The sequence below is a fragment of the Nitratireductor sp. WH36-1 genome (assembly GCF_058725515.1).
The window spans coordinates 2,042,060-2,065,448 of sequence record NZ_CM178970.1 but is presented as its reverse complement, the minus strand read 5'-3'; the positions used below and the strand labels follow the sequence as shown (position 1 = coordinate 2,065,448).

General features: G+C 61.3%; 27 protein-coding genes. 11 read left to right on the top strand and 16 right to left on the bottom strand.

Annotated features, from left to right (window positions below; translation table 11 throughout):
- Nucleotides 1-7: 7 nt before the first annotated feature.
- Entirely contained in the window at nt 8-535 is a 528-nt protein-coding gene (locus AC4PTT_RS09650; RefSeq protein WP_492161044.1) for a gamma carbonic anhydrase family protein, read from the bottom strand.
- A 72-nt stretch (nt 536-607) separates the two neighbouring features.
- Nucleotides 608-928: a DUF6949 family protein gene (locus AC4PTT_RS09645; RefSeq protein WP_492161043.1), complete on the bottom strand. Its 321-nt coding sequence runs from the start codon at nt 926-928 to the stop codon at nt 608-610.
- 179 nt (nt 929-1,107) lie between these two features.
- Between AC4PTT_RS09645 and AC4PTT_RS09640 the strand changes: the two genes are divergently transcribed.
- Nucleotides 1,108-1,776 carry a hypothetical protein gene (locus AC4PTT_RS09640; protein WP_492161042.1) on the top strand — a complete coding sequence of 223 codons (669 nt, stop codon included), beginning with the start codon at nt 1,108-1,110 and terminating at the stop codon, nt 1,774-1,776.
- Between the two features lie 101 nt (nt 1,777-1,877).
- Here the strand turns inward: AC4PTT_RS09640 and AC4PTT_RS09635 are convergent, their stop codons facing one another.
- Nucleotides 1,878-2,084, bottom strand: coding sequence for a DUF3126 family protein (locus AC4PTT_RS09635; protein WP_113155346.1), 207 nt, complete (start codon nt 2,082-2,084; stop codon nt 1,878-1,880).
- Between the two features lie 303 nt (nt 2,085-2,387).
- On the bottom strand, nt 2,388-3,224 hold the full coding sequence (cysE, locus tag AC4PTT_RS09630) for a serine O-acetyltransferase (protein WP_113155347.1): 837 nt from the start codon (nt 3,222-3,224) through the stop codon (nt 2,388-2,390).
- A 198-nt stretch (nt 3,225-3,422) separates the two neighbouring features.
- On the opposite strand from cysE, the gene AC4PTT_RS09625 reads away from it, so the two are divergent.
- Nucleotides 3,423-4,133 (top strand): enoyl-CoA hydratase-related protein, encoded by a 711-nt coding sequence (locus tag AC4PTT_RS09625; RefSeq protein ID WP_492161041.1) that lies wholly within the window; start codon nt 3,423-3,425, stop codon nt 4,131-4,133.
- A 21-nt stretch (nt 4,134-4,154) separates the two neighbouring features.
- Here the strand turns inward: AC4PTT_RS09625 and AC4PTT_RS09620 are convergent, their stop codons facing one another.
- The 4 genes from AC4PTT_RS09620 to AC4PTT_RS09605 are packed head-to-tail and all read right to left on the bottom strand — an operon-like array spanning nt 4,155 to nt 6,958.
- Nucleotides 4,155-5,024: an alpha/beta fold hydrolase gene (locus AC4PTT_RS09620; RefSeq protein ID WP_206547484.1), complete on the bottom strand. Its 870-nt coding sequence runs from the start codon at nt 5,022-5,024 to the stop codon at nt 4,155-4,157.
- Complete coding sequence (locus tag AC4PTT_RS09615; protein ID WP_492161040.1) at nt 5,011-5,775, bottom strand: alpha/beta fold hydrolase; 765 nt, start codon at nt 5,773-5,775, stop codon at nt 5,011-5,013. The genes AC4PTT_RS09620 and AC4PTT_RS09615 overlap by 14 nt, the downstream gene beginning before the upstream one ends.
- Nucleotides 5,776-5,799: 24 nt before the next feature.
- Nucleotides 5,800-6,327: a DUF192 domain-containing protein gene (locus tag AC4PTT_RS09610; RefSeq protein ID WP_492161039.1), complete on the bottom strand. Its 528-nt coding sequence runs from the start codon at nt 6,325-6,327 to the stop codon at nt 5,800-5,802.
- A gap of 34 nt (nt 6,328-6,361) precedes the next feature.
- Nucleotides 6,362-6,958, bottom strand: a complete 597-nt coding sequence (locus AC4PTT_RS09605; protein WP_113155352.1) for a cold-shock protein — start codon at nt 6,956-6,958, stop codon at nt 6,362-6,364.
- A 226-nt stretch (nt 6,959-7,184) separates the two neighbouring features.
- Between AC4PTT_RS09605 and AC4PTT_RS09600 the strand changes: the two genes are divergently transcribed.
- Together AC4PTT_RS09600 and AC4PTT_RS09595 are read left to right on the top strand one after the other, a co-directional pair.
- Nucleotides 7,185-7,625, top strand: a complete 441-nt coding sequence (locus AC4PTT_RS09600) for a VOC family protein (RefSeq protein ID WP_206547481.1) — start codon at nt 7,185-7,187, stop codon at nt 7,623-7,625.
- Between the two features lie 108 nt (nt 7,626-7,733).
- Nucleotides 7,734-9,266, top strand: a complete 1,533-nt coding sequence (locus tag AC4PTT_RS09595) for an acyl-CoA carboxylase subunit beta (protein WP_492161038.1) — start codon at nt 7,734-7,736, stop codon at nt 9,264-9,266.
- A gap of 19 nt (nt 9,267-9,285) precedes the next feature.
- On the opposite strand, the gene AC4PTT_RS09590 is transcribed toward AC4PTT_RS09595, so the two are convergent.
- Entirely contained in the window at nt 9,286-9,555 is a 270-nt protein-coding gene (locus AC4PTT_RS09590) for a hypothetical protein (protein WP_206552785.1), read from the bottom strand.
- 321 nt (nt 9,556-9,876) lie between these two features.
- Between AC4PTT_RS09590 and pncB the strand changes: the two genes are divergently transcribed.
- Nucleotides 9,877-11,181: a nicotinate phosphoribosyltransferase gene (gene pncB, locus AC4PTT_RS09585; protein WP_113155355.1), complete on the top strand. Its 1,305-nt coding sequence runs from the start codon at nt 9,877-9,879 to the stop codon at nt 11,179-11,181.
- 93 nt (nt 11,182-11,274) lie between these two features.
- Here the strand turns inward: pncB and cckA are convergent, their stop codons facing one another.
- Nucleotides 11,275-13,860 carry a cell cycle histidine kinase CckA gene (gene cckA / locus AC4PTT_RS09580; protein WP_113155356.1) on the bottom strand — a complete coding sequence of 862 codons (2,586 nt, stop codon included), beginning with the start codon at nt 13,858-13,860 and terminating at the stop codon, nt 11,275-11,277.
- Nucleotides 13,861-14,087: 227 nt separating this feature from the next.
- Between cckA and AC4PTT_RS09575 the strand changes: the two genes are divergently transcribed.
- Complete coding sequence (locus AC4PTT_RS09575) at nt 14,088-15,047, top strand: flagellar biosynthetic protein FliO (RefSeq protein WP_492161037.1); 960 nt, start codon at nt 14,088-14,090, stop codon at nt 15,045-15,047.
- Between the two features lie 202 nt (nt 15,048-15,249).
- On the opposite strand, the gene dksA is transcribed toward AC4PTT_RS09575, so the two are convergent.
- On the bottom strand, nt 15,250-15,666 hold the full coding sequence (gene dksA, locus AC4PTT_RS09570; protein WP_113155358.1) for an RNA polymerase-binding protein DksA: 417 nt from the start codon (nt 15,664-15,666) through the stop codon (nt 15,250-15,252).
- Between the two features lie 267 nt (nt 15,667-15,933).
- Here dksA and AC4PTT_RS09565 point away from each other — a divergent pair, with 267 nt between their 5' ends.
- The 4 genes from AC4PTT_RS09565 (at nt 15,934) to AC4PTT_RS09550 (ending at nt 19,813) form a co-directional block, all read left to right on the top strand.
- Nucleotides 15,934-16,443 (top strand): SixA phosphatase family protein, encoded by a 510-nt coding sequence (locus tag AC4PTT_RS09565; RefSeq protein WP_206552383.1) that lies wholly within the window; start codon nt 15,934-15,936, stop codon nt 16,441-16,443.
- 79 nt (nt 16,444-16,522) lie between these two features.
- Nucleotides 16,523-18,001, top strand: a complete 1,479-nt coding sequence (locus AC4PTT_RS09560) for a YcjX family GTP-binding protein (RefSeq protein ID WP_492161036.1) — start codon at nt 16,523-16,525, stop codon at nt 17,999-18,001.
- Nucleotides 17,998-19,062 carry a YcjF family protein gene (locus AC4PTT_RS09555; protein WP_492161035.1) on the top strand — a complete coding sequence of 355 codons (1,065 nt, stop codon included), beginning with the start codon at nt 17,998-18,000 and terminating at the stop codon, nt 19,060-19,062. Before AC4PTT_RS09560 ends, AC4PTT_RS09555 begins: the two co-directional genes overlap by 4 nt.
- Nucleotides 19,063-19,267: 205 nt before the next feature.
- Nucleotides 19,268-19,813, top strand: coding sequence for a hypothetical protein (locus AC4PTT_RS09550; protein ID WP_113155362.1), 546 nt, complete (start codon nt 19,268-19,270; stop codon nt 19,811-19,813).
- A gap of 42 nt (nt 19,814-19,855) precedes the next feature.
- Here the strand turns inward: AC4PTT_RS09550 and folK are convergent, their stop codons facing one another.
- The 3 genes from folK to folP are packed head-to-tail and all read right to left on the bottom strand — an operon-like array spanning nt 19,856 to nt 21,611.
- Complete coding sequence (folK, locus tag AC4PTT_RS09545) at nt 19,856-20,398, bottom strand: 2-amino-4-hydroxy-6-hydroxymethyldihydropteridine diphosphokinase (protein ID WP_206995129.1); 543 nt, start codon at nt 20,396-20,398, stop codon at nt 19,856-19,858.
- Nucleotides 20,399-20,758 (bottom strand): dihydroneopterin aldolase, encoded by a 360-nt coding sequence (folB, locus tag AC4PTT_RS09540; protein WP_206552784.1) that lies wholly within the window; start codon nt 20,756-20,758, stop codon nt 20,399-20,401.
- A 7-nt stretch (nt 20,759-20,765) separates the two neighbouring features.
- A complete protein-coding gene (gene folP / locus AC4PTT_RS09535) occupies nt 20,766-21,611 on the bottom strand; it encodes a dihydropteroate synthase (protein ID WP_492161034.1) in 846 nt (281 codons plus the stop codon).
- 152 nt (nt 21,612-21,763) lie between these two features.
- Between folP and AC4PTT_RS09530 the strand changes: the two genes are divergently transcribed.
- On the top strand, nt 21,764-22,393 hold the full coding sequence (locus tag AC4PTT_RS09530) for a DUF922 domain-containing Zn-dependent protease (protein WP_315900348.1): 630 nt from the start codon (nt 21,764-21,766) through the stop codon (nt 22,391-22,393).
- 78 nt (nt 22,394-22,471) lie between these two features.
- On the opposite strand, the gene AC4PTT_RS09525 is transcribed toward AC4PTT_RS09530, so the two are convergent.
- A complete protein-coding gene (locus tag AC4PTT_RS09525; protein ID WP_113155367.1) occupies nt 22,472-22,792 on the bottom strand; it encodes a 2Fe-2S iron-sulfur cluster-binding protein in 321 nt (106 codons plus the stop codon).
- Between the two features lie 155 nt (nt 22,793-22,947).
- On the bottom strand, nt 22,948-23,235 hold the full coding sequence (locus tag AC4PTT_RS09520) for an Hpt domain-containing protein (protein WP_492161033.1): 288 nt from the start codon (nt 23,233-23,235) through the stop codon (nt 22,948-22,950).
- Nucleotides 23,236-23,389: the final 154 nt, after the last annotated feature.

Here is a 23,389-nt window from a genome sequence, read left to right as displayed (position 1 = left end):
CGGGAACTCAGACTTCCTTCAACTCCGCGGAAAAGCGCTGACCGTTCTTCACATAGTGATCGGCAGACCAGCGGAGCCCGCGCACCGCTTCCTCATCCAGTTCACGCACAACCTTGGCAGGCGAGCCAACGATCAGCGAATTATCGGGAAATTTCTTGTTCTCGGTGACGAGCGCGCCGGCCCCGACCAGGCAGTTCCTGCCGATCTCGGCACCATTGAGCACCACCGCGCCCATTCCGATCAGGCTGTTTTCGCCGATCCGGCAACCATGCAGGATCGCCCGGTGCCCGACCGTGCAGCCGCGCCCCACGACCAGCGGAAAGCCCATATCCGTATGAAGGACGGAATGTTCCTGAATGTTGGTGTCTTCGCCGATATCGATCAGCTCATTGTCCCCGCGCAGGACAGCGCCGAACCAGATACCCGCATTGCGTCCGAGCCGCACACGCCCGATCAGCGAGGCGTCCGGCGCGATCCAGTTTGTGTCCCTGTCCTCGAACTGCGGGCTCTCGCCCTCCAACGCATAAATCGGCATTAAAAACTCCCGGTAGATTAAGGCGGCACACTACAACACGCAGGCAGGAATCAGAATCTGCATTTCGCCGCTTCAGATCCGCCCGACAGCCAGCACCGCCTCGATAACAACCACACCGGTCGCCGTCACCCATAATCCGGACGTGAAAGCCGCACCCGCCAGCGCGCCATGCCCGATCAGCCTCTGCCTGTAGCTTGCGAGCGCTTCACGCAGGAAAACGACCGGTCCCACGCACAGCATGACCGCGAGGGATCGCAAAACACGCCGACGAACGATGAAGGGCGACTGGAAGCGCACACGCCTGCCGGTCAGAAGCTCAAAGAGACTTGAAAGGAGACCGCAAAAGACAAGTCCGGCGACAAACGCTGCCCCGCAAAGCCCGATATGGACCATGTCTTTACGCTCCATTTACCATAAGAACCCAAGGTCAATACAACCTTTGAGGCAAACTTCGTGCCGATTCCCGTGTCCCGTATCGAGACACAAGTGAGGATCCGAAACTGGCGACCGAAAACGACATCAGCGCTGCCAACACATCTGCCGCCGTGCAACAAAACCGGTTTGCGCGCCGTGTGTTTCAGTTCTTTCTGCTGCTGCTGGCGCTTTCCATCGGCATCCTGTTTGTCGGCCAGTGGTATGGAGACACGCTGTCGGAAGCCGGTCACACCGCATCCACCAAGCCGCGCGAGATCGTCATCGGCAACAATGTGCTGACATTTCCGGAAAACATGATCCGCTTCAAGGCCGCACGGCAGGATGGCGTGAGACAGCGCCTGGATGTCTACATGGTCTGGCCTGAACTCGAGGGCTATTCGCCTGACAGAAGCGATGACTTCAACCATGTGGACGGATCGCGGCGCATCCTGTTCGTGACATTCGAGGAACAGATGATGTCGCGCGACATGAGCAACCGGCTTGAACCCGTCTACCGGCAGGTGATCGAGGCGCACTCGGTTGGCGGACCGGAGAGCATTCGCTTTCACCGCTTCAAACAGGGGTCGGGCTATGAGGGTGAGGTGCTTGCGGTTTCGGCTTCAGAACCGGGGGAAGAACCCTTCGTGGCGCGTTGCCTGACAGGAACTGCGGCGCGGGAGGCGCTCGCGCCGTGCGAACGCGACATCAACCTGGGAAACCGGCTGAGCATGACCTACCGCTTCCCCGCCTCGCTGCTCGGCCAGTGGCAGCTTCTGGAAAAGGACATTCGCCGGAAGGTCGCCCAGCACATCAAGACCCCGCTGTAAGCCCCCTTTGGCAGAAAAAAGCCCGCATGCGACAGCGCATACGGGCTTTCGAATTCACGCCGCTGCGCCAAAAGCGCCTGCATGCGTCTGGCCGAAACGGCTCAGAGGTCGATGTCGAGAATGGCCATCGAGAAATTGTAGGAGAGCTCTCCCTCTTCCTCATCCTTGAAGACGATACCGAGGAACTCGTCACCAAGATAAAGCTCGCAGGAATCGTCCTTGCGCGGACGCGCCTTCACGGTCAGCGCATCATTGTTGAAGGTACGTTTGAAATACGCTTCGAGCTTTCGGATCTCTTCGGGCTTCAAGAAACATCTCCAGTGCCTGGCGCATCGTGTGAAACCGGACCGGTTTCGGGACAGCACGACGCACAGCTTCAGATTTGATGCAGACCCGCCGGATATCCGTACGAACACCCGGTAGCCCTGCTGTGATCGCGGCGCTTCTGACATGAGGCCAGCGCCACTGTAAACCCTGAAACCGGGATTTCAGCCGTAAAGCCTCTGCGGGTCAACAGACGTTTTTGCTGCGAGCAGTCACCAGTCGTGGTGCCGGGAAACCTCCCTGCCCTGGCAAAATAGAGATGAGCTGAATGAGGCTCGCAGACGCGCTCAGGACTGACCGTGCAGGATCTGGTCCATGGAACGGGACGGCTCGCTGCAGCCCGACTCACCAACGACACGCGCCGGCACGCCGGCAACGGTCTTGGCAGCCGGCACATCGTTCAGCACGACAGAGCCCGCCGCAACGCGTGCGCAATGGCCGACCTCGATATTGCCGAGGATCTTCGCTCCAGCGCCGATCAGCACGCCATGGCGGATTTTCGGGTGCCGGTCGCCCGTTTCCTTGCCGGTGCCGCCCAGCGTCACCGCATGCAATAAGGACACATCGTCTTCGACAACCGCCGTCTCACCAATGACCACGCCGGTTGCATGGTCGATGAAGATGCCCTTGCCCATCCGCGCACCGGGATTGATGTCCGTCTGGAAGACGGCCGACGAGCGGCTTTGCAGGTAGAGCGCGAAATCCCTGCGTCCCTCCTTCCACAGCCAGTGCGCCAGACGATGGGTCTGGATGGCGTGGAAGCCCTTGAAATAGAGCACCGGCATCAGAAAACGGTCGCAGGCCGGATCGCGGTCGTAATAGGCCTGAATGTCCACACGCACCGTGGTGCGCCATTCAGGCTCGGCATTGAGCATGGCGTGGAAAGTCTGGCGGATCAGGTCCGCGCCCATATCGGGATGATCGAGCCGCTCGGCGACGCGGTGCACGACTGCGCTTTCCAGATCGTCATGATTGAGGATCGTCGCATAGAGAAAGGCCGCAAGCAGCGGATCATTGGCGACAGCGGCCTCCGCCTCTTCACGGACCGCGTACCAGATCGGGTCCACCGGTTGAGGCGCGCTTTTGCCGGAACTGCGTTCACGGATAGCGTTGCGAGCGTTCATGGATTTCTCCGCCAGAGGCCTAACCTTGCCTTAAAGCCAAACATACGTCAGAAGCCAAGGTAATTGAACCGCAAAAAACTGTGACAGCAGCTACAGGAAAATTGATGCATGACGGTCCAATCGCAGCAAAATGAGGCAGGTTTACGTGTTTCCCGCTCGAATGGCATCGCGACCATTCTGATCTCCCGGGAAGCAAAGATGAACGCGATGTCACAGGCCATGTGGCGATCGATGATCGATCTGGTCGCCGAACTGGGGGCCGACGACACGGTGCGCGTTCTGGTTCTGCGCGGCGCGGGCGACAATTTCTGCGCGGGCGCGGATGTTTCCGAGTTCGACACGGTGCGGCGCGATGCGGAAACCGCGCGCAGCTACGAAATGCTGAATGCCGGCGCGTTTGCAGCCATTCGCAACACGCATCTGCCGACCATTGCGGCTATTTCCGGTGTCTGCTTCGGCGGCGGCTTTGGCCTTGCTGCGGCCTGCGACCTGCGGATAGCCTCGCCCGATGCGCTCTTTTCAGTACCGGCAGCGCGGCTCGGCCTTGCCTATCCGGTGGAGGCGATGGGCGACATCGTGGCCACGGCAGGCGCACAGATGGCGCGCTACCTCACCTTTTCCGGCGCGCGGATCGATGCGGCGCGCGCCCGCGAATGCGGGTTCCTGCTGGAGGTCGTGCCTTCTGACGTGCTGATCAGCCGGGCCACGGACCTTGCAGCAACCATTGCCCGCAATGCCCCGCTTTCCATCCGCGCATCGAAGGTTTCGATTTCGGCGGCGCTGACCTGCAACACGCAGGAAGCCGAACGCGCTCAGGCGCTCGGCGACATCACGTTCGAAAGTGCGGATTATGCAGAAGGCCGGCGCGCATTTCGCGAGCGGCGCCCACCGCATTTTGCAGGACACTGACCGGCCTGACCGCGAAATGCTCTAGGCCGCCTCGTCGCGGCCCAGGAACTTCAGGATCTCGGTTGCGAAAACATCGTTGCGGTCGCCGGCCACCATGTGCCCGGCCCCGCCGACATCCACATAGGAAGCCGCAGGCGCAAGGGAAACGAACTCCCGGGCATGCGCTTCCTGCACCAGTTCCGAACGCATGCCACGCACCAGCAGCACCGGCAGGCTCAATTGCGGCAGGCCCGCAAGCAGCTCCTGCATCAGCGCTTCCGCGCCATAATTGATGCTCTCGGCCCCCTTGATGAAGGCGGGGTCCCAGTGCCAGCGATAGCGGCCATCCTCATCCTGCCGCAGATTCTTGCGCAGGCCCTCCAGCGAGCGACGCGGCGCGCGATGCGGCAGATAGGCAGCGATTGCATCGGCAGCCTCTTCAAGCGATGCGAAGCCCTCTTCCATGCGCGCGCCCATGAAGCCCTGGATCTTGTTCACCCCTTTGGGATCGAGGCGCGGCGTGATGTCGACAAGCACGAGCGCATCAAGAAGCGGCCCGTCCCGCATCTCCGCTGTCAGGGACGCCAGACCGCCAAGCGACGCGCCAACGGCTGATGGCCTGATGTGAAATCGCTCATGAACCTGACGGAAGATGGCAGCGGCATCCTCGCCATAATGGTGAAACCCGTAGCGGCCGCTTTCGACCCACGCGCTCTCGCCATGGCCGCGCTGGTCGACCGAGATGGCGCGCATGCCGCGCTCGGCCACTTCACACGCCGTGGCGTCCCAGGCGCGCCGTGTCTGCCCACCGCCATGCAGGAAAACGACGGGCTGCCCGCCGCCATCCCAGATGTCGCCGGTCAGCCTGTTGCCTTCGGCCCCGACAAAGGAAATCGCCTTACGTTCGATCAAGAGGGTGCTCCTCCAGAAACGCCAGCGCGCGCGCCTTGAATGTCCGGTCGCCCACCGCCAGCATGTGGTCCCGTCTTTCAATCGCAAATGCCGTGCCGTTAGGCAACAGATCGGCAAGCCCTTCGGGCGAACCGGCAATGTCATCGACGGTGCCAACGGCAACCAGCGTCGGCTGGGCAATCGTCGCGGCGTCTTCGGCGGTCAGGAGTTCGCGGGACGTGGCGATGCAGGCGGCGAGCGCAATGCGGTCGCTCTTTGTCTGATCGGCGAATTTGCGGAACATCTGGCCGCGCTCGGAGGTGATGCTATCCGGATCATCGGCAAGGAGCGCTTCGGCGATCTCGTCCCACTCTCCAACGCCGTCGATCATGCCGCGCCCAAGTCCGCCAAGGATGAGCGTGGCGACCTTCTCGGGGTGCTCAAGCGCCAAAAAAGCAGAGATGCGCGCGCCCATGGAATAGCCCATCACATGCGCCTTCCCGATGCCCAGATAATCGAGCAGAGCGGCTGCATCACCCGCCATCTTACCGGGCGTGTAAACCGCCTTGTCATGGCTCTTGGCAGATTTTCCGTGGCCGCGATTGTCGATCGCGATGACGCGGAAGCCCGCATCCCGCAGGGTCTTCACCCAGCCCGGCGCAACCCAGTTGACGAAATGCGTGGAGGCAAAGCCGTGAATGAGGAGAATGGGATCGCCCTGGCCTTCATCGATGAAAGCGAGCTCGAACCCGTCATGGAGGAAAGACTTCATTTTCCGGAAAATCGCCCTTGCTGACTATTGGGCGCCGGCGGCCTCTATGCGCGGATGGCGCAAACGGTCACCGACCTCGATCCCCGTCTTCTGCGCGGTTCCGGCGACCAGTTCAAGCACGAATTGGGATTCGACGTCCGGCGAGATGGAAGCGGTGGAGAACGGCGTGCCGGGCGCAATCGCCCGAACCGTGCCATCAGCCGCCACGAAAAGAAGATCAAGCGGCAGCGGTGTGTTCTGCATCCAGAACCCCTGACGGCCCTCTGCCGGGAAGATGAAGAGCATGCCGCGATCCTGCGGCATGGACTGGCGGAACATGAGCCCACGCTGGCGCTCATGCGCCTCGTCGGCAATTTCGATGTCGAAACGCACCTCGCCCGCCGCCGTGACCACGACAAGCGGTGCAGGATCGACCGGCAGGCGCATGGCCGATCCCTGTGCAAAAGCGCCAGCGGCGAGAAAAATAAGGAAAACAGACGCGAGAAACGCCTGCAGGACACGCTGGCTCAACGAACGAAAAGCCTCAACCGGCTGGAAGGAAAAATGCGACATTGGCGGCACTCTCGTGAAAAGGGCCGCGCAATGATCAGTGCGCGGCATTCAGCGTGCCAAGATCGGGGTAGACTTCGGCAGCCATAAGGCCTTTTTCACCGCGCCCGAAGCGCACCAGCACAACCTGGCCGGGGCGCAGTTCCGTCACGCCGTAGCGGCGCAGCGTTTCCATGTGGACGAAAATGTCCTCGGTCCCCTCGCCGCGGGTCAGGAAGCCGAACCCCTTGGTGCGGTTGAACCATTTGACGAGCGCACGCTCCAGACCGCTTTCCGCGGCCACAGTGACATGCGTGCGAGGCTCCTGATCCTCACTCGGGTGCACCGCAGTCGACAGGTCGATGGAGACGACCTTGAAGGCCTGAAGGCCCTTGTCGCCCTGTCGGGCAAGGCATTCGATCCGTGCGCCTTCCAGCGCCGTCTGGAAGCCGTCCTTGCGCAGGCAGGTTACGTGAAGTAGCACATCTCCATGCTCTTCGTCGTCCGGGAGGATAAAGCCATAGCCCTTCGCCACGTCAAACCACTTGATCGCGCCGGTGATCTCCACCAGCTCAATGGCTTCCGTAGCGTCATCCGCCGTTGGCGCCGTACCGCCAGCCTCGTACCTCTTGGTTGTCGAGGACTTGTCGTCCATCCCATCAAGCCTTTTTTCAAGTCCGCCCGACTCACTGTGTAGTTCGAAGATAGCATTTGCGCTTTGTGGCATAGCAAGACCCAGTTTCTGATTTTCAACAACAGGTGAAAACAACTGGATTTGAAGGTCTTCGGCAGTGCGGCACAATTGGTTAACGTGCAACATTGCCGGATGGCGCGGGTAGGATGCCCGTACCGCATACGTAAACCAGCAAGCGAGAGGAAACATGCGCTACCTGCACACGATGGTCCGTATCAAGGATATCGACGCATCGCTCGACTTCTACTGCAACAAGCTCGGCCTCACCGAAGTGCGCCGTTCCGAGAGCGAAAAGGGCCGCTACACGCTGGTGTTCCTCGCCGCTCCCGCCGACGGCGCGCGCGCTGCCGACGAGCACGCTCCATTGCTGGAGCTGACCTATAACTGGGATCCGGAAGATTATGATGGCGGGCGCAATTTCGGCCACCTCGCCTATGAGGTCGACGACATTTACGCCCTGTGCGACAGCCTGATGAAGGCCGGCGTCACCATCAACCGCCCGCCGCGCGATGGCCGCATGGCCTTCGTGCGCTCGCCCGACGGCATCTCCATCGAACTGCTGCAGAAAGGCGGTGCGAAGGAGCCGATGGAGCCCTGGGCTTCCATGGAAAACACGGGCAGCTGGTAAAATCTGCAGAAGCGCCGTGCGTCATCTTGGACGCACGGCGTATTTGCCTGTCGATGCGGCCATGCTACCAGCATGAGAACCGTTTATCGCCTTTGGGGGGAGACAAGCATGAAAGAGGTTCTTCTCGAGCTGGAACGCCGCCGCGCCGCTGCGCGTGAAGGCGGAGGCCAAAGGCGCATCGACGCCCAGCACGCCAAGGGCAAGCTGACGGCGCGCGAGCGCATCGAGGCGTTCCTCGATGAAGGCTCTTTTGAAGAATTCGACATGTTCGTCGAGCACCGCTCCACAGATTTCGGCATGGAAAAGAGCTGCATCTCGGGTGATGGCGTGGTGACCGGCTGGGGCACGGTCAACGGCCGCACGGTTTTCGTTTTCGCCAAGGATTTCACCGTGTTCGGCGGGTCTCTTTCAGAGGCGCATGCGGAGAAAGTGGTCAAGGTTCAGGAGATGGCCCTGAAGAATCGCGCACCCATCATCGGCTTCTACGATGCCGGCGGGGCGCGCATCCAGGAGGGCGTAGCGGCACTCGGCGGTTATGCCGAAATCTTCCAGCGCAATGTGCTCGCCTCCGGCGTCATTCCGCAGATTTCTGTCATCATGGGTCCGTGCGCCGGCGGTGACGTCTACTCCCCCGCCATGACTGATTTCATCTTCATGGTGCGCGACACGTCCTACATGTTCGTGACCGGTCCGGACGTGGTGAAGACCGTGACCAACGAGACCGTGACGGCCGAGGAACTGGGTGGCGCTTCGGTGCACACGGTCAAGTCGTCCATCGCCGACGGCGCTTATGACAATGATGTGGAGGCGCTCTTGCAGATGCGCCGCCTGATTGACTTCCTGCCCACATCGAACACGGCGGATCTGCCGGAAGTGGAGTGCTTCCAGTCGGTGACCGAGGCGGATCATTCGCTCGACCGGCTCGTGCCCGACAATGCGAACAAGCCCTATGACATTCGCGAACTCATTCTGAAAACCTGCGACGAAGCGGATTTCTTCGAGATCCAGGCGTCCTTCGCCAAAAACATCGTCACCGGCTTCGGGCGTGTGGAAGGTCGCACGGTGGGCTTTGTGGCAAACCAGCCCATGGTGCTGGCGGGCGTTCTCGATTCCGACGCCTCGCGCAAGGCTGCCCGCTTCGTGCGCTTTTGCGACTGCTTCAACATCCCGATCGTCACCTTCGTCGATGTTCCAGGCTTCCTGCCCGGCACCGCGCAGGAATATGGCGGTCTGATCAAACACGGCGCGAAGCTGCTCTTCGCCTATGCGGAAGCCACGGTGCCGAAGATCACCGTCATCACCCGCAAGGCCTTTGGTGGCGCTTATGACGTGATGGCGTCAAAACATCTGCGCGGCGACATCAACTATGCCTGGCCTTCCGCGCAGATCGCGGTGATGGGCGCAAAGGGCGCGGTCGAGATCATCTTCCGCAAGGACATCGACGATCCCGAAAAAATCGCGGCGCACACGAAGATGTATGAGGATCGCTTTCTCTCCCCCTTCGTGGCCGCCGAGCGGGGCTATGTGGACGAAGTCATCATGCCCCACTCGACCAGGCAGCGCATCGCCCGCGCGCTCAGAATGCTGCGCAACAAGGACCTCCAGAACCCCTGGAAGAAGCACGACAACATCCCGCTTTAGGCGGTGCAGCACGGTCCTTTCAGAATGCGCGGGGCGGCACGAACAGGCAGATGGTGCGGCTGTTTTCCTGACCGGCCATCGAACACCAGTGGAACACGCCATCCGGCGAGTTGCGCACGCGCCTGTCGGTGTACGGCAGAACCTCGCCTGTCACCTTGATGACATAGCCTTCCGGGCCTTCGGTCACCGCTGCATCGGAGACGGTGCGGCAGTCCCGGTCCGAGCAACAGGCATAGGGGTAGCGCCATCCGGTCGGAGCCTCATGGGGCTCGGCAGGATACGGGCACATGATGAAAGTGATCAGGGCAAATGCACCGGCCAGTGACCGGCCATGGTGGGTGGATCCAGAGTTGAACATCGTCACCTCCTTGGGCTCCTCCCGGCAATCAGTGTTCGCTCCTTTCGTTAACGGACAATTAACCACGCCCGATCCGGCCATGGGGCCTGACTGAACTTCAACGACTTGTCGTTGAATTCATGTGTGGTTTTCGTCGCAAGATCGCGAAAGTGGATCACGTAGTCGTTGACAATCGTGGCCTGCCGTTGTGGTCTGCCCAACCGAACGAATGCCGCGAAACGGTGGCCTTTACTCGCAGGATACACGCATACCATGCCGAAAACCGATATCGCGCGACGCGTTTACAACCACGCCTGGAAGGTAGACCCGATCTGCCGCAGCCTGCTGGACACGGATTTCTACAAGCTGCTCATGCTGCAGATGATCTGGGGCCTCTATCCAAAGGTCGACGCGACGTTCTCGCTGATCAATCGCAACAAGACGGTTCTTCTGGCAGACGAGATCGATGAGGGCGAGCTGCGCGAACAGCTGGACCATGCGCGCGCCATCCGCTTCACCAAGAAGGAGATGATCTGGCTCGCCGGCAACACGTTCTACGGCCACAAGCAGATCTTCCAGCCGGAATTCCTCAAATGGCTGGCCGATTTCCGGCTCCCGGAATACGAACTCACCCGCCGCGACGGGCAATATGAACTGCATTTCCATGGCCGCTGGATGGAAACCACCATGTGGGAAATCCCGGCGCTGACCATCATCAACGAGCTGCGCTCGCGCGCGGCCATGCGTTCTCTTGGCCCCTTCGCGCTGGATGTGCTTTACGCCCGCGCAAAGGCCAAGGTGTGGTCCAAGGTGGAGCGGCTGAAAAAGCTGCCGGAAATCAAGATTTCCGATTTCGGCACACGCCGCCGCCATTCGTTCCTCTGGCAGCGCTGGTGCGTGGAAGCCCTGAAGGAGGGGATCGGCGATTCCTTCACCGGCACATCCAACGTGCTTCTCGCGATGGACACGGATCTGGAAGCGCTCGGCACCAATGCGCATGAACTGCCCATGGTTCTGGCCGCACTTGCCAAGACTGACAGGGAACTTCTGGAATCCCCCTACCGGGTGCTGGAAGACTGGCAGAGCTATTATGGCGGCAATCTTCTGATCGTCCTGCCGGATGCCTTCGGCACCGAATCCTTCCTGCGCAACGCACCGCCATGGGTGGCCGACTGGACCGGCTTCCGCCCCGACAGCGCACCGCCCATCGAAGGCGGCGAGCGCATCATGGAATTCTGGCGCAGACACGGAAAAGACCCGCGCGACAAGCTTCTGATCTTCTCCGATGGTCTCGACGTCGAGACCATCGAGGCGGCTTATCACCACTTCCAGGGCAAGGTTCGCATGGCCTTTGGCTGGGGAACCAACCTGACCAATGATTTCGAGGACTGCGCCCCCACGGAAATCAACGGGCTGAAGGCGATTTCCGTGGTCTGCAAGGTGAGCGAGGCCAATGGCCGGCCCGCCGTCAAACTGTCGGACAACCCGGAAAAGGCAACCGGCGATCCAGCAGAGATCCAGCGCTACATCGATCTGTTCGGCACGCAGAACCGTGTGAGGCGCACGGTTTCGGTCTAGGGTCAGGAATTTCAGAGCCTGAGACAAGAAAAAGGGGTGACGGCACATTGCCAGTCACCCCTTCTTTTTTGGTTGAGCCGAAACGGGCCGGTCTCAGCCTTCCTCCAGCATCTCCTTGACCACCGTTGCAAGCTGCTTGAGCGAGAAGGGCTTGGGCAGGAAGCCGAACTGCGCATCTTCCGGCAGGTTCTTCGCAAAGGCGTCTTCGGCATAACCGGAGACGAAGATGAACTTGATGTCCGGCTGCACCTTTCGCAGTTCGCCGAGCAGCGTGGGACCGTCCATCTCCGGCATAACCACGTCGGAAACGACGATATCCACCTTACCGTCGAGCTCGTTGAAGATCTCCAGCGCTTCCGCGCCGGAACTCGCCTCATGCACCTCGTAGCCGCGCGAGGAGAGCGCACGCACGCTGCCCATGCGAACGGCATCCTCGTCTTCAACCAGAAGCACCCGCGCGGAGCCGGAGAGATCGCGGTTTTCTTCCTTTGGCTTGGCGGCGCCGTTTTCGGCTGCTGCATTTGCCTCCTCGGCCGCCTTCTCCGCCTCGCTTGGAATGTAACGCGGCAGGAAGATGCGGAAGGTCGTGCCCTCGCCCAGCTCGGAATCGCAGAAGATGAAACCGCCGGTCTGTTTGACGATGCCATAGACCATGGAGAGGCCGAGACCGGTTCCCTTGCCCACTTCCTTGGTCGTGAAGAACGGCTCGAAGATCTTGCGGATCGTCTCGGGATCAATGCCCGTGCCGGTGTCGGAAACTTCGACGGCCACATAATCTGCGACTGCCAGCTCGCGATAGGGGAACTGCGCGCATTCATCGGCCGAGATATTGCGCGTGCGCACCGTCAGCTGCCCGCCCTCGGGCATGGCGTCGCGTGCGTTCACCGTCAGGTTGACGATGACCTGCTCGAACTGGCCGATATCGGCCTTGACCGGCCACAGGTCGCGTCCGTGCTCGATGGAAAGCGACACCTCGTTGCCGACCAGACGCGCCAGAAGCATGCGCAGATCCGCCAGCACGTCGGTCAGGTTCAGCACTTCCGGGCGAAGCGTCTGGCGGCGCGAGAATGCCAGAAGCTGACGCACCAGCGATGCGGCGCGGTTGGCGTTCTGCTTGATGTTCATGATGTCCGGGAAGGACGGATCGGACGGGCGATGATTGGTCAGCAACAGGTCCGAGGCCATGATGATGGCGGTGAGCACATTGTTGAAGTCGTGCGCGATGCCGCCGGCAAGCTGGCCCACGGCCTGCATCTTCTGGCTCTGCGCCATCTGCGCTTCGAGCGCCTTCTGCTCGGTGGTCTCCACGGCATAGACGATGGCCGCTTCCTCGGCCCCTTCCGCACCATCATGATCGACGACGGGATTGACGTAGAAGCGCACATGCCGCTCGGCGTCATCAGGCAGAACGGTGTCGATGGGGGCAATCTCGGCCTGCCTGTGCTTCGCCCGTTCCAGAGCGTTGGCAAAGGCCTCACGGTCATTCTCGTGAATGACGGCATCGAGACGCACCTGGCGCTCCATCGCATCGCTGTCGACCACCTGGGAGAACAGCGAGAGGAACGGCGCATTGGTGCGCAGGATGCGCCCGTCATGGTCGACCGAGGCAATGGCCATCGGCGTCGAATTGAAGAAGCGGGTGAAGCGAACCTCGGAAGCGCGCAGATCCGCAGAGGCGTCCTCGCCCACCTGCCGGTTGAGCACGATGGTGCGTGTCGGACCGGAAGAACCTTCGCGGCTTGCCATGACACGATGCATGAAGCGCACCGGCAGAACCTCGCCGCCCATCGTGGAGAGATCGAGATCGATCACCGCATTACGCGCGGTTCCCGGATCGGCCTTGACCGCGTTGACCAGCGCCATGCCGTCGCCGGCAACGATCTGCGGCAGACGAACCGCGCCGGGCACGAAATTGGCGAGATCGATGCCCAGCCATTCGGCGAGCGTCGCGTTGATATAGGTGACGCGGCCATCAGGGTCGGCAGCGAAGAAGCCTGCCGGCGCGTGATCGAGATGATCGATAGCCTTCTGGAGATCGAGGAAGAAGCGTTCCTGCTCGGCGCGCTCCTCGGAAATGTCGGCAATCTGCCAGGCGGAGACCGGCTGACGGTATCCCGGCAGTTTGAAAATACGCGCCCAGGTGCGGTACCAGCGCGCGCCCAGTTCACCGCCCGGACGGATCGAACGGGTCAGACGGAACTCGCCATCCCCTGCCCGGCCATCGCGCAGACCGGCGGCGAGCTTCTCGATCACCGGCGCGGCTTCGGGATTGTCTGAAAGCAGACCATCGACCGTCTTCACGTCGGCAACTGATGTCGCACCGGTCATTTGGGCATAAGCATTGTTTGCGTAGAGGATGCGGCCCTTGGTGTCTGCAACCACGAGGCCCTCCTCCATGGAATCAACAAAGGCCCTGGAGAGTTCACTGCCTGCCGAACGCGGCGCGACCTGCACGAAGCCGATCGCCGTTGCGAACAGAAATCCCACCCCGATCATCGCCAGAACGCCCAGAAGCCCCAGCAGGAACGGGTCGCCCAGACGGTCGCGGAACACGGAGAAGGCAACCGCAGACAGCGTCAGTACGACAATGAAGATGATTAGCCGCGTTATGGCACCGGGTCGCGAACTCTGGTCGACGATCGGTGCTGCGTGGATTTCTCCCCCGGTCTGCTTGGCCATGCGTTTCCCGTTTATCGCGCCCAATTCCCGCCGGCTTCCACGCGAACCCGACCCATTCGGGATATATCAGGGCTCCCGCCATCTGCAAGCGCACACGTGTAATCGAAACGCAAATCGCCTTTCTTTGCCCGAAATGTTCTGTTGAATGGCCACAGTTTTGCTGGCGGCTTGCTGCCATGGCGTGACACGCATACCTTGTCTGATCTGACGGAAACTGGAGTAAACGAATGCGCGACTGGCTCGTGGGGATTTTTGGAGAAGCAAACGCGACTGCGGCCCTTTGGACCATAATCCTCATTGTAATCGCCATAGTGCTTCTCGTGTTCGTGCGGGTGAACCGGCGCTTTACGGCAGGCACCTTCATCTCCGGAGGCAGAGGCAAGCAGCCAAGGCTGGCGGTGACCGACGCCACACCGGTCGACAATCATCGCCGTCTTGTGCTCGTTCGCCGTGACGATGTGGAACACCTGATCCTGATCGGTGGCCCCAGCGATATTGTTGTCGAGGCCAATATCGGGAAAGAGCTCCCAGCGCGGATTGAGCCAGTCGCGCCGCAGCGGCAGAGTGAGCCGGCTCCGCGCGCAATGCCAGAGCCGGAAATGCCCCGGCCCGAAACACGCCAGCGCCCGGAAACTCGCCAACGGGTGGTTCCCGAGCAAGGGCGTGAGGAGCCGGAGCTGCAGGAGACGGCTCCCGAGCCGGCCCCGGCAGAGTCCCGGCGAGAGGTGGAGCCGCCTGCACCGGAGCCGGAGCCCAGCATTCAGATTGCCGAGCGCACACCGACGCTCAGCGAACAAGCGCCACAGCGCCGGTCCATCCCCCGGCCCATTCCCGTGAGGCCAGCGCCGTTGCCGGTATCGCCGAACCACGACCATCGCACCCTGCCTTCCGCGACCGCCCCGGAGCCAGCGCGGCTGGCTGGCATGGCTACACCGCCGCGCGCGGCTGCACCCGAGAGGGTAGCGACAGATGTACGCCCTGCAGAACCTGACGAGCGCTATGTGGAACGCACTCATATCGCATCCGCCCCGCGAGCGGCCATGCCCACCACGCGCAACGATCCTCCCGTGGAAACGCGATCTGACGAGGCTCCGCGGCGGGACCACATCGAAGAGCCGGTGAGCGAACACACACTCGAAGATGAAATGAGCAAGCTTCTGGAAGAACTCTCGGAACAGAAGCACTAGGTTTTTAGAAACGTCTCGCTTGCCCGATCTCTGCGCAAAGGCGGGATGGGCAGGCCATAGGCCATACATCCAGGCTGATGCCCGGAAACCAAAGTGCGCGGGCGTCGGCAAACCGGAAAACAGGCAAAGAAAAAGCGCCAGCCGCGGCGGCGTGGCGCATACAAAACTGGGCTAACGCCCTAACCGTTATTTTGTCTGCCAGTCAGTCGTCGCGATAAACTTTTTCACGACGCTCATGACGCTCCTGCGCCTCGATCGACAAGGTAGCGATCGGCCGCGCGTCAAGCCGCTTCAGAGAAATCGGCTCCCCCGTTTCCTCACAGTAACCGTAGGTGCCTTCCTCAATGCGCTGCAAAGCAGCGTCAATCTTGGAAATCAGCTTGCGTTGACGGTCACGCGCGCGCAATTCGATTGCACGGTCGGTCTCCGACGACGCCCGGTCTGCGAGATCGGGGTGATTGGCGTTCTCCTGTTGTAGCGCCTCGAGGGTTTCACGCGCCTCCTTGAGAATGTCGCTCTTCCAACGCTGTAGCTTCGCACGAAAATACGAGCGTTGGCGATCATTCATGAAGGGCTCGTCCTCGGTGGGCACATATTCAGCATTACTGAGCTCATTCATCGAGTCACCCTGGGATGTTTTTTCGCCCGCGCCTATATATTAGCGCACCTCCACAACCACAAGCACAAAGGCTGCCTCTTTCACGCTTTTGTTAAATGCAGCGGAAAAAGTGAATCCGCTCTACCCGGGGCTGTGGATGCGTATAAAGTCTGCATTTAGCTTCAAAAGCCATTGCGGAGGGAAAAATGCAGCCGAAATCGCGCAGTTTGAGGGCATTTCCAACCCGTTCAGGTGCGTTTTCAGCGCCATCGATCAGGATTTCGTGATATGACGCGGCTTCTTCTCCTTCGCCATGCAAAAGCTGGCTGGGCAGCGCCCGGCATGTCCGATTTTGACCGCACGCTCACCGCATCGGGGCAAGAGGACGCAAGGGCGCTGGGAAAACGGATGCGCGCGACTCACCTCCTCCCCGACCTGATCCTCTGCTCGACGGCCAGACGCGCCATCGAAACGCTGGATGGCGTTTCGTCCACCATGCTGGATCAGAAACCGGAGACGCATTTTCTGGCCGAATTGTACAACTCTGACGCGACCGACTATCTGTTCGCAGTGCGCGAAGCGCCGCAGGCAGAGACCATTCTGGTCGTGGGACATAACCCGATGATGGAAGACCTGGCTTACGAGCTCTCATCAGGCGGCGACGCCGAGGCCACGCAGGCCGCCTCTTCCGGCTTCCCCACATGCGGGCTTGCAGTCATCAGCTTTCCCGGCGCGTTGGCCAATATCGAGCGCAGAAGCGGGCGTCTCGACATGTTCCTGCGCCCCGACCGCGGATAACGGGCCTTGTCGGCGGCTCTTCAATCACAGGCTTGATTTCCTATATGCAAGGTCTTGCGATTTTTGAGGATTTCGCCTCTTGGCTTCATTGACGACATATTCCGACGAAGCGCGGATCGCCTTCGACACGCTGACCGGACGCGCTGCCGGTCTGATTTCGCCTTCGCTGCGGATCGGCGTGACAGGGCTGTCCCGCGCCGGCAAAACGGTTTTCATCACCGCCTTCATTCACAATCTGCTGCATGGCGGGCGGCTGCCCATGTTCGACGCCCAGAAATCGGGGCGGATATCCAAAGCCTATCTGGAGCACCAGCCGGACGACGCGGTGCCGCGCTTCCAGTATGAGGACCACATCGCAGCCTTGGTCGAAAGCCGCATCTGGCCGGAGTCCACGCGCGCCATTTCAGAACTGCGGCTGACGGTGGAATTCGAGTCCGCGTCCGCCTGGAACCGGCTCCTGTCGCGCGGAAAACTCTCCTTCGACATCGTTGATTATCCTGGAGAATGGCTGCTCGACCTGCCGCTTCTCGGCAAGGATTACGACACGTTCTGCCAGGAGGCCATGGAGATGGCGCGCCTGCCCGTCCGCGCGGAGCTTTCAGCCGAATGGCGTGAGATGGCGAGCGGGATTGACCCGGACGCGCCAGCCGACGAGATGACCGCGCGGCGGCTGTTCGAAGCCTTCTCGACCTATCTGCGCGCCTGCAAGGCCGACCACAGGGCGCTTTCGACACTGCCGCCGGGACGCTTTCTGATGCCGGGCGATCTGGAAGGATCGCCGGCGCTGACCTTTGCGCCGCTCGAGGTCGAGCCGGGCAAGAAACACAAGCCCGGATCGCTGCACGCGATGATGGAACGGCGTTTCGAGGCCTACAAGACGCATGTCATCCGCCCCTTCTTCCGCGACCACATCGCCCGGCTGGACCGGCAAATCGTGCTTGTGGACGCGATGCAGGCGATGAATGCGGGTGCGGAAGCCGTGACCGATCTGGAGCGCGCACTGACGGAGATCCTGTCGTGTTTTCGACAGGGACGCGGCAATCTGCTGACGGGGCTCTTCGCCCACCGCATTGACCGCATTCTGGTGGCGGCGACCAAGGCGGATCACATTCATCATGAAAGCCATGACCGCCTGCAGGCCATTGTGCGACGGCTGGCCGACCGCGCCATCGCGCGTGCGGATTTTTCAGGCGCGGCAGTGGATGTGCTGGCCATGGCTGCCGTGCGGGCCACACGAGAAGGCACGGTTCGGCAGGGCAAGGAAACGCTGCCGGTGATCATCGGCACCCCGCTTGCGGGCGAGACCATTGCCGGCGAGACATTTGACGGCGAAACCGAAACCGCAATCTTTCCCGGCGACCTGCCGGAAAAGCCCGGCCTGATCTTTCAGCAGAAGAAAGTGGAAGACGGGTCGGACAGCCCGCCGGACCATCCGATCCGCTTCGTGCGCTTCCGCCCGCCCCGGCTTGAGCAGACGGCGGAAGGCGTCACCCTGTCCCTGCCCCATATCCGGCTTGACCGGGCCCTTGAATTTCTCGTCGGAGACCATCTCGCATGAGCAGAGCGCCCGCATCCTTCCGCGTGGACCCGCCAAAGCCTGAGAAGCCTGAAAAGACGGCGCCGAAGCGAAAGCCGCAGGCCATCGGCCCCTGCAACGCCGTGGCGGTGGTCGCCGAAAGCGAAGACTATTTTGCCGAACAGGACATGGCGCTCGCCGATCCCCCGCCGATCCCGCCACGCCGGCGTTCCATTCTGGGACGGGTCTTCTTCGCCGCATTCGGCGTTCTCCTGTCGCTGGCCATCGGCCTGTGGACGGATCAGCTGATCCGCGACCTTTACAACCGCGCAGACTGGCTGGGATGGCTGGCGCTTGGCGTGGCTACGATCGGGCTCACCGCCTTCATCGCCATCCTGACCCGCGAAGCGCTGGGCATCATGCGGCTTGCCTCAATCGAGACGATGCGCCGGGACGCCGCCGACGCCATCGAACGCAATGATGCCAAAGAGGCGCGCAAGACGGTCGACCACCTGATGGGGCTTCTCGCCGGAAAGCCGGAAACGGCAGCCGGACGCGCAACGCTTGAAAGCCTGAAAGACGATGTGATCGACGGCGCGGATCTTCTGACCGTGGCGGAGAAGGAGCTTTTGGCCCCGCTGGATGCCGCCGCCCGCCAGCAGGTGCTGAACGCGGCCAAGCGCGTTTCCGTGGTGACAGCCGTTTCTCCGCGTGCGCTGGTCGACATCATCTATGTGCTCTTCGAAGCAGCAAGGCTCACACGCCGCATCGCCGACCTCTATGGCGGTCGTCCGGGCTTCCTTGGCTTCATGCGGCTGGTGCGCAGCATTTTCACGCATTTGGCCATCACCGGTTCCATGGCGGCTGGCGAGACACTGGTGCAGCAGGTGGTGGGACACGGGCTTGCAGCCCGCCTGTCCGCCAAGCTCGGTGAAGGCGTCGTCAACGGCATGATGACGGCGCGGATCGGCATCGCAGCGATGGACGCGGCCCGCCCTCTGCCATTCACGGCCCTGCAGCGCCCCGGCGTCGGTGATTTCCTGAAAGCGCTGACGAGCTTTGCATCAAGCGAAAAAGACAAGAAGGAAGCGCCGAAGGCATAGGCTGCAAGCACCCAAGCTGGACGACTGCTGCCTCTTTTGGGTGAGTCCGAAAAGACACACCTGACCGCTAGCGTGCATTGCAACCATGGTTTGAAGCGGGAACCGTCTCCAAACAGAAGCCGGGACATGGTAGACAAAGCCTTAACCAATCTGCGGCAAGATTCCCCGCAGTTCCCAGTTTCAAACAAGTTTGGTCACTTCGCTCATGCTTAAATTCGCGCTCAGGCTTGCTCTTCTGACGGCGGCAGCAGCTCCGATCTCCGGCCTCGCCGGCAAGGCGGAAGCTTCAGAGAAGGAGCGGCGCTTTTTCCAGACTGTCGAGGGGAGTTGGTCCGGTCCGGGTGAAATCGTGGCCGGCAAATACAAGGGCACGAAGTTCGTCTGCAATTTCGACGGCGGCACGCCGGACAAGAAAATCGGCATGGCGCTCGACGGAAGCTGCCGTGTCGGCGTTTTCACCCAGCCCATGAAAGCGAATGTGGTTCTCACCGGTTCCGACTATCGCGGCACCTTCCTCGACGGTGCAGCCGGCAAGGGGCTGGATGTCACGGGCGGCAAGGTGATGGGGAAGGACGTTGTGTTTGCCCTGCACCGCTCGTCGCTCAGTGGCGCGATGCGTGCCCGCATCAGCGACAACAACACCATGCACATCACCATCTCCGTGCAGGTGGAAGATGACATGGTCCCGGTGATCGGCATGAAGCTGAAGCGCACCAAATCGGGTGGCCTTGAAGCCATTGCCCGCCAGTAGTCACGCTGGCCCAGAAATCCGAGACTGAAAGAAGAGCGGCCGTCAGCCGCTCTTTTTGTTTGTCGGGTTGTTTGGTGGGCTGCGCCACCAGCCGCCATCGGCGGTAATGCGCTCCATGCCGGCCTGATCGAGCGTCGCAAGGCGGCTTTCGATCATCTGACCGTCAATCTCGATCCCCGGCGCGATCTCGGACAGCGGACCCAGTACAAAGGCGCGCTCGCCCATACGCGGATGGGGAATGGTCAGGCCTTCATCATCAATGCTCAGATCGCCATAAAGCAGAATGTCCACATCAATGGCGCGCGGCCCCCAGCGCTCGGCGCGAACACGCTTGAGCGCGCGCTCGATGGACAGACATTCGTCCAGCAGGGCGTGGGGTGCGAGTTCGGTGCGCACCAGAGCGACGGCGTTCAGGAAATCCGGCTGATCGACAACACCCCAGGGCGGCGTGCGATAGAGCGCGGAAACCGCAAGAACTGCGGTATCCGCGCGCTCATCCAGCGCCTGCAGGACCAGCTGCATTGCCCGGCGCGGCTCTCCGATATTGCCGCCCAGACCAAGATAGGCATCGTGCGTTTTCGGCATTTACTGGGGCCAGGCCACCGAAACCTCGACATAGTCGAGAACACCCGGAACCGGTGCATTCGGCTTGCGGATCGTGATGTCGGACCGGGCGATCTCGGGAAAGCGGGCGCAGAGCGCCCTGGCAACCTCAAGCGCCAGCGATTCGATGAGAAAACGCCGCTTGCCGGCAACAATCTCTTCGATGACCTTGAAGGCCGCCCCGTAATCGACGGTGCCCTCCAGGGAATCGTCGCTCAGGGCCCGACCGGGCTCCACCGTCAGAACCGCGTCGACATAGAAACGCTGACCCAGCCTCTCTTCCTCGTCGAGGACGCCATGCCGCGCGAAGAAAGCGCAGTTCATCATCCGGATCACATACATCATCGCCTCACCCGGCCCGTTCTCTGGTCGCCAGCATAGCATCCGCCACCTTTAGCGAATCCCTGTTGATTGCGACATTGTGCACCCGGAAAACGGCTGCACCGTTCATTCGTAACAGCGCACTCGTCGCTGCGGTTCCCGCATCGCGGTCTTCGGCCTTCTCATGACCGGTTATCGCACCAACGAAACGCTTGCGGGATGTACCGACAAGCAGCGGAAACGCAAGACCCGAGAGTTCGCCAAAGCGATTCATGATCTCGATGTTTTCATCCACATCCTTGGCGAAGCCGAAACCGGGGTCGAGCATGATCTGCTCATCGCGCACCCCTGCCCCACTGGCGATTTTAAGCGCTTGGCGCAGGAACGCGAACTGATCGGCAATCACATCGGGGAGCTTCTCGCGCTCGCGGCCCGTATGCATGATGACAAGGCCTGCACCGGTTGCAGCGGCAACCTCGGCAATGTCGGGCTCACGCTGAAGGCCCCACACATCATTGACGATATGCGCGCCGGCGGTGACTGCGAGCCGCGCGGTCTCGGCCCGGTAGGTATCGACGGAGAGCAAAACATCGTCGCGACCGGCAAGGGCCTCGAACACCGGCAGGATGCGGTCCTGCTCTTCGGCAGCGGAGACCGGTTCACTGCCGGGACGGGTGGATTCGCCGCCAATATCGATGATTCGCGCGCCCTCACTCACGAGCCTCTCGGCCTGACGAAGCGCATGACCGGCATCCAGAAACGCGCCGCCATCGGAAAAACTGTCCGGTGTGACGTTGAGAATCCCCATCACAATCGCTTCCGGTCCAAGCGCAAGTTCGCACCCGTGGGCAAGCTTCCATGTCGGAATGGTCATCGGGCTTTCGGCCTCCGGATCACAATCAGGCGTTTTTGCGGCTCATTGCCGCCAAAATCAACCGCAATGTGGTGAGCAGATTGAGTCGGCGCTCCGCCGATCCGGGGTTGCCATCGCTCAGCCAAGGTCGCAGGGTGAGTATCGGAGACATGATGAAACGCACGACGCTTACTCTCACCTTTCTGGCGCCTGTCCTTATGGCTGCCGGCGTTCTTCCAGCAGCAAGCGCCGATATTTCGCGCAGCTACAGCTATTTCTCCATCGGCGGGAAAACGCTTGGAGAGATTGAGGAGCAGCTGCGCTCCCGCGGCCCGGAAGTGCAAAGCACCGGGCAACGGCACCCGGGCGCGACGCGCATGGAGTTCAAGACCAAGATCACTTACGAGGAAGATGAGAGGCGCTGCCGGATCGCCGCCGTGAATGTTTCGGTGGATGCGCAGGTCTTCCTGCCGCGCTGGCGAAACCGCAAGCGCGCCGAGCCCGAAACCGCGCTGATCTGGGACACGCTTTCGAAAGACATCAAGCGGCACGAAGAAAGCCATCTTGGCATTGCAAAGCGCTATGCCCGCAAGATCGAGGAAGATGTGGCGCGGCTCAGGCCACGCGCTTCCTGCGAGGCGCTTCAGGAACGCGCCGAAAAAATCACCGAGAAAACGCTGAATGCACACGATGCAGCGCAGGCGCGCTTCGACCGTATTGAAAGCGGGAATTTTGAATGGAGGCTGATGCGCCTCCTCAACTATCGGCTGGAGCAGCTCGAACGCGGGCGCAATCCCGGCTAAACCGGAGCCCCCGCTGAAGCGACCGCGGGCAGAGGGCAGAGGCTTGCGCCCGCCCGCTCCCGCCAGCACGCCTGAAAATCAGGCCTGCCGCTCGGGAATGCGAACCACGAGACCGTCAAGCTCGTCACGAACGATGATCTGGCAGGAAAGGCGCGAAGTGGGCTGCACTTCATAGGCGAAGTCCAGCATGTCCTCTTCCATGGCCTCCGGCTGGCCGACCGTTTCCGCCCACTGGTCATCCACATAGACATGGCACGTGGCGCAGGCGCAGGCGCCGCCGCACTCTGCCTCAATGCCCGGAACGGCGTTTCGGATGGCGTTTTCCATGACAGTGGAGCCATTCTCGGCTTCCACGTCAAATCGTGTGCCATCGGGGACGATGTAGGAGATTTTCGGCATGCAAGTTTCCCGGCAGAATAGTGAAAGCGTTTCGTCGCGTAGCATGAACCGGGCACTCCGGCCCTGTTCGAACGCACCCGACGCCAAGACTTGGCGCTTCACATATTGGCTTTGATCGGGAAACGCAATCTGTCGGCGATGCCGCAGCAGGGTGATCAGGATAAAGATGAAATGAATTCATGCACTTCGTCGATGAGGCTCGACAGGTGCATGATTTCGCCCGGACCGGCTTCGCCCTTTTCGATGCGCGCGGCGCATTCAGCAACGCGGAACGCGCCAATGCCCCGGGCCGAACCGACCAGCGCATGGGCCAGCTCGCGGCGGTTGCGCATGTCTGCCGCCTCCATGCGATCCACAAGCCCAAGTGTCTGTGTCTGGAACAGTTTCAGCACCTCGGTCGCCAGGGCCTTGTCTCCGAGAGTCTGCCGGGTCAGGTGTTCCATATCGAGAGGAAGCCCCTCCGGCCCCAGTTCCCTCACCCTGCCCGGGGCTTCGGCCTTAATGTTTGCCGGCATCCGACTTTACTTCCCCCAACGTCACCCTTCACACACTATTAATCCCGGATGGACAACGGGTTAACGGCATCGGTGCAAAATG

Bases quoted from the DNA above. Each gene is read 5' to 3' on its own strand.
- AC4PTT_RS09590 (WP_206552785.1), bottom strand. From the start codon at position 9,555: ATGTGCCCGTATCCTGCCGAGCCCCATGAGGCTCCGACCGGATGGCGC.
- AC4PTT_RS09600 (WP_206547481.1), top strand. From the start codon at position 7,185: ATGCGCTACCTGCACACGATGGTCCGTATCAAGGATATCGACGCATCG.
- AC4PTT_RS09565 (WP_206552383.1), top strand. From the start codon at position 15,934: ATGACGCGGCTTCTTCTCCTTCGCCATGCAAAAGCTGGCTGGGCAGCG.
- AC4PTT_RS09555 (WP_492161035.1), top strand. From the start codon at position 17,998: ATGAGCAGAGCGCCCGCATCCTTCCGCGTGGACCCGCCAAAGCCTGAG.
- AC4PTT_RS09605 (WP_113155352.1), bottom strand. From the start codon at position 6,958: ATGGACGACAAGTCCTCGACAACCAAGAGGTACGAGGCTGGCGGTACG.
- AC4PTT_RS09520 (WP_492161033.1), bottom strand. From the start codon at position 23,235: ATGGAACACCTGACCCGGCAGACTCTCGGAGACAAGGCCCTGGCGACC.
- AC4PTT_RS09595 (WP_492161038.1), top strand. From the start codon at position 7,734: ATGAAAGAGGTTCTTCTCGAGCTGGAACGCCGCCGCGCCGCTGCGCGT.
- AC4PTT_RS09645 (WP_492161043.1), bottom strand. From the start codon at position 928: ATGGTCCATATCGGGCTTTGCGGGGCAGCGTTTGTCGCCGGACTTGTC.
- AC4PTT_RS09530 (WP_315900348.1), top strand. From the start codon at position 21,764: ATGAAACGCACGACGCTTACTCTCACCTTTCTGGCGCCTGTCCTTATG.
- AC4PTT_RS09615 (WP_492161040.1), bottom strand. From the start codon at position 5,775: ATGAAGTCTTTCCTCCATGACGGGTTCGAGCTCGCTTTCATCGATGAA.
- cysE (WP_113155347.1), bottom strand. From the start codon at position 3,224: ATGAACGCTCGCAACGCTATCCGTGAACGCAGTTCCGGCAAAAGCGCG.
- AC4PTT_RS09575 (WP_492161037.1), top strand. From the start codon at position 14,088: ATGCGCGACTGGCTCGTGGGGATTTTTGGAGAAGCAAACGCGACTGCG.
- AC4PTT_RS09610 (WP_492161039.1), bottom strand. From the start codon at position 6,327: ATGTCGCATTTTTCCTTCCAGCCGGTTGAGGCTTTTCGTTCGTTGAGC.
- AC4PTT_RS09650 (WP_492161044.1), bottom strand. From the start codon at position 535: ATGCCGATTTATGCGTTGGAGGGCGAGAGCCCGCAGTTCGAGGACAGG.
- folK (WP_206995129.1), bottom strand. From the start codon at position 20,398: ATGCCGAAAACGCACGATGCCTATCTTGGTCTGGGCGGCAATATCGGA.
- folB (WP_206552784.1), bottom strand. From the start codon at position 20,758: ATGTATGTGATCCGGATGATGAACTGCGCTTTCTTCGCGCGGCATGGC.
- dksA (WP_113155358.1), bottom strand. From the start codon at position 15,666: ATGAATGAGCTCAGTAATGCTGAATATGTGCCCACCGAGGACGAGCCC.
- AC4PTT_RS09625 (WP_492161041.1), top strand. From the start codon at position 3,423: ATGAACGCGATGTCACAGGCCATGTGGCGATCGATGATCGATCTGGTC.
- AC4PTT_RS09525 (WP_113155367.1), bottom strand. From the start codon at position 22,792: ATGCCGAAAATCTCCTACATCGTCCCCGATGGCACACGATTTGACGTG.
- cckA (WP_113155356.1), bottom strand. From the start codon at position 13,860: ATGGCCAAGCAGACCGGGGGAGAAATCCACGCAGCACCGATCGTCGAC.
- AC4PTT_RS09550 (WP_113155362.1), top strand. From the start codon at position 19,268: ATGCTTAAATTCGCGCTCAGGCTTGCTCTTCTGACGGCGGCAGCAGCT.
- folP (WP_492161034.1), bottom strand. From the start codon at position 21,611: ATGACCATTCCGACATGGAAGCTTGCCCACGGGTGCGAACTTGCGCTT.
- pncB (WP_113155355.1), top strand. From the start codon at position 9,877: ATGCCGAAAACCGATATCGCGCGACGCGTTTACAACCACGCCTGGAAG.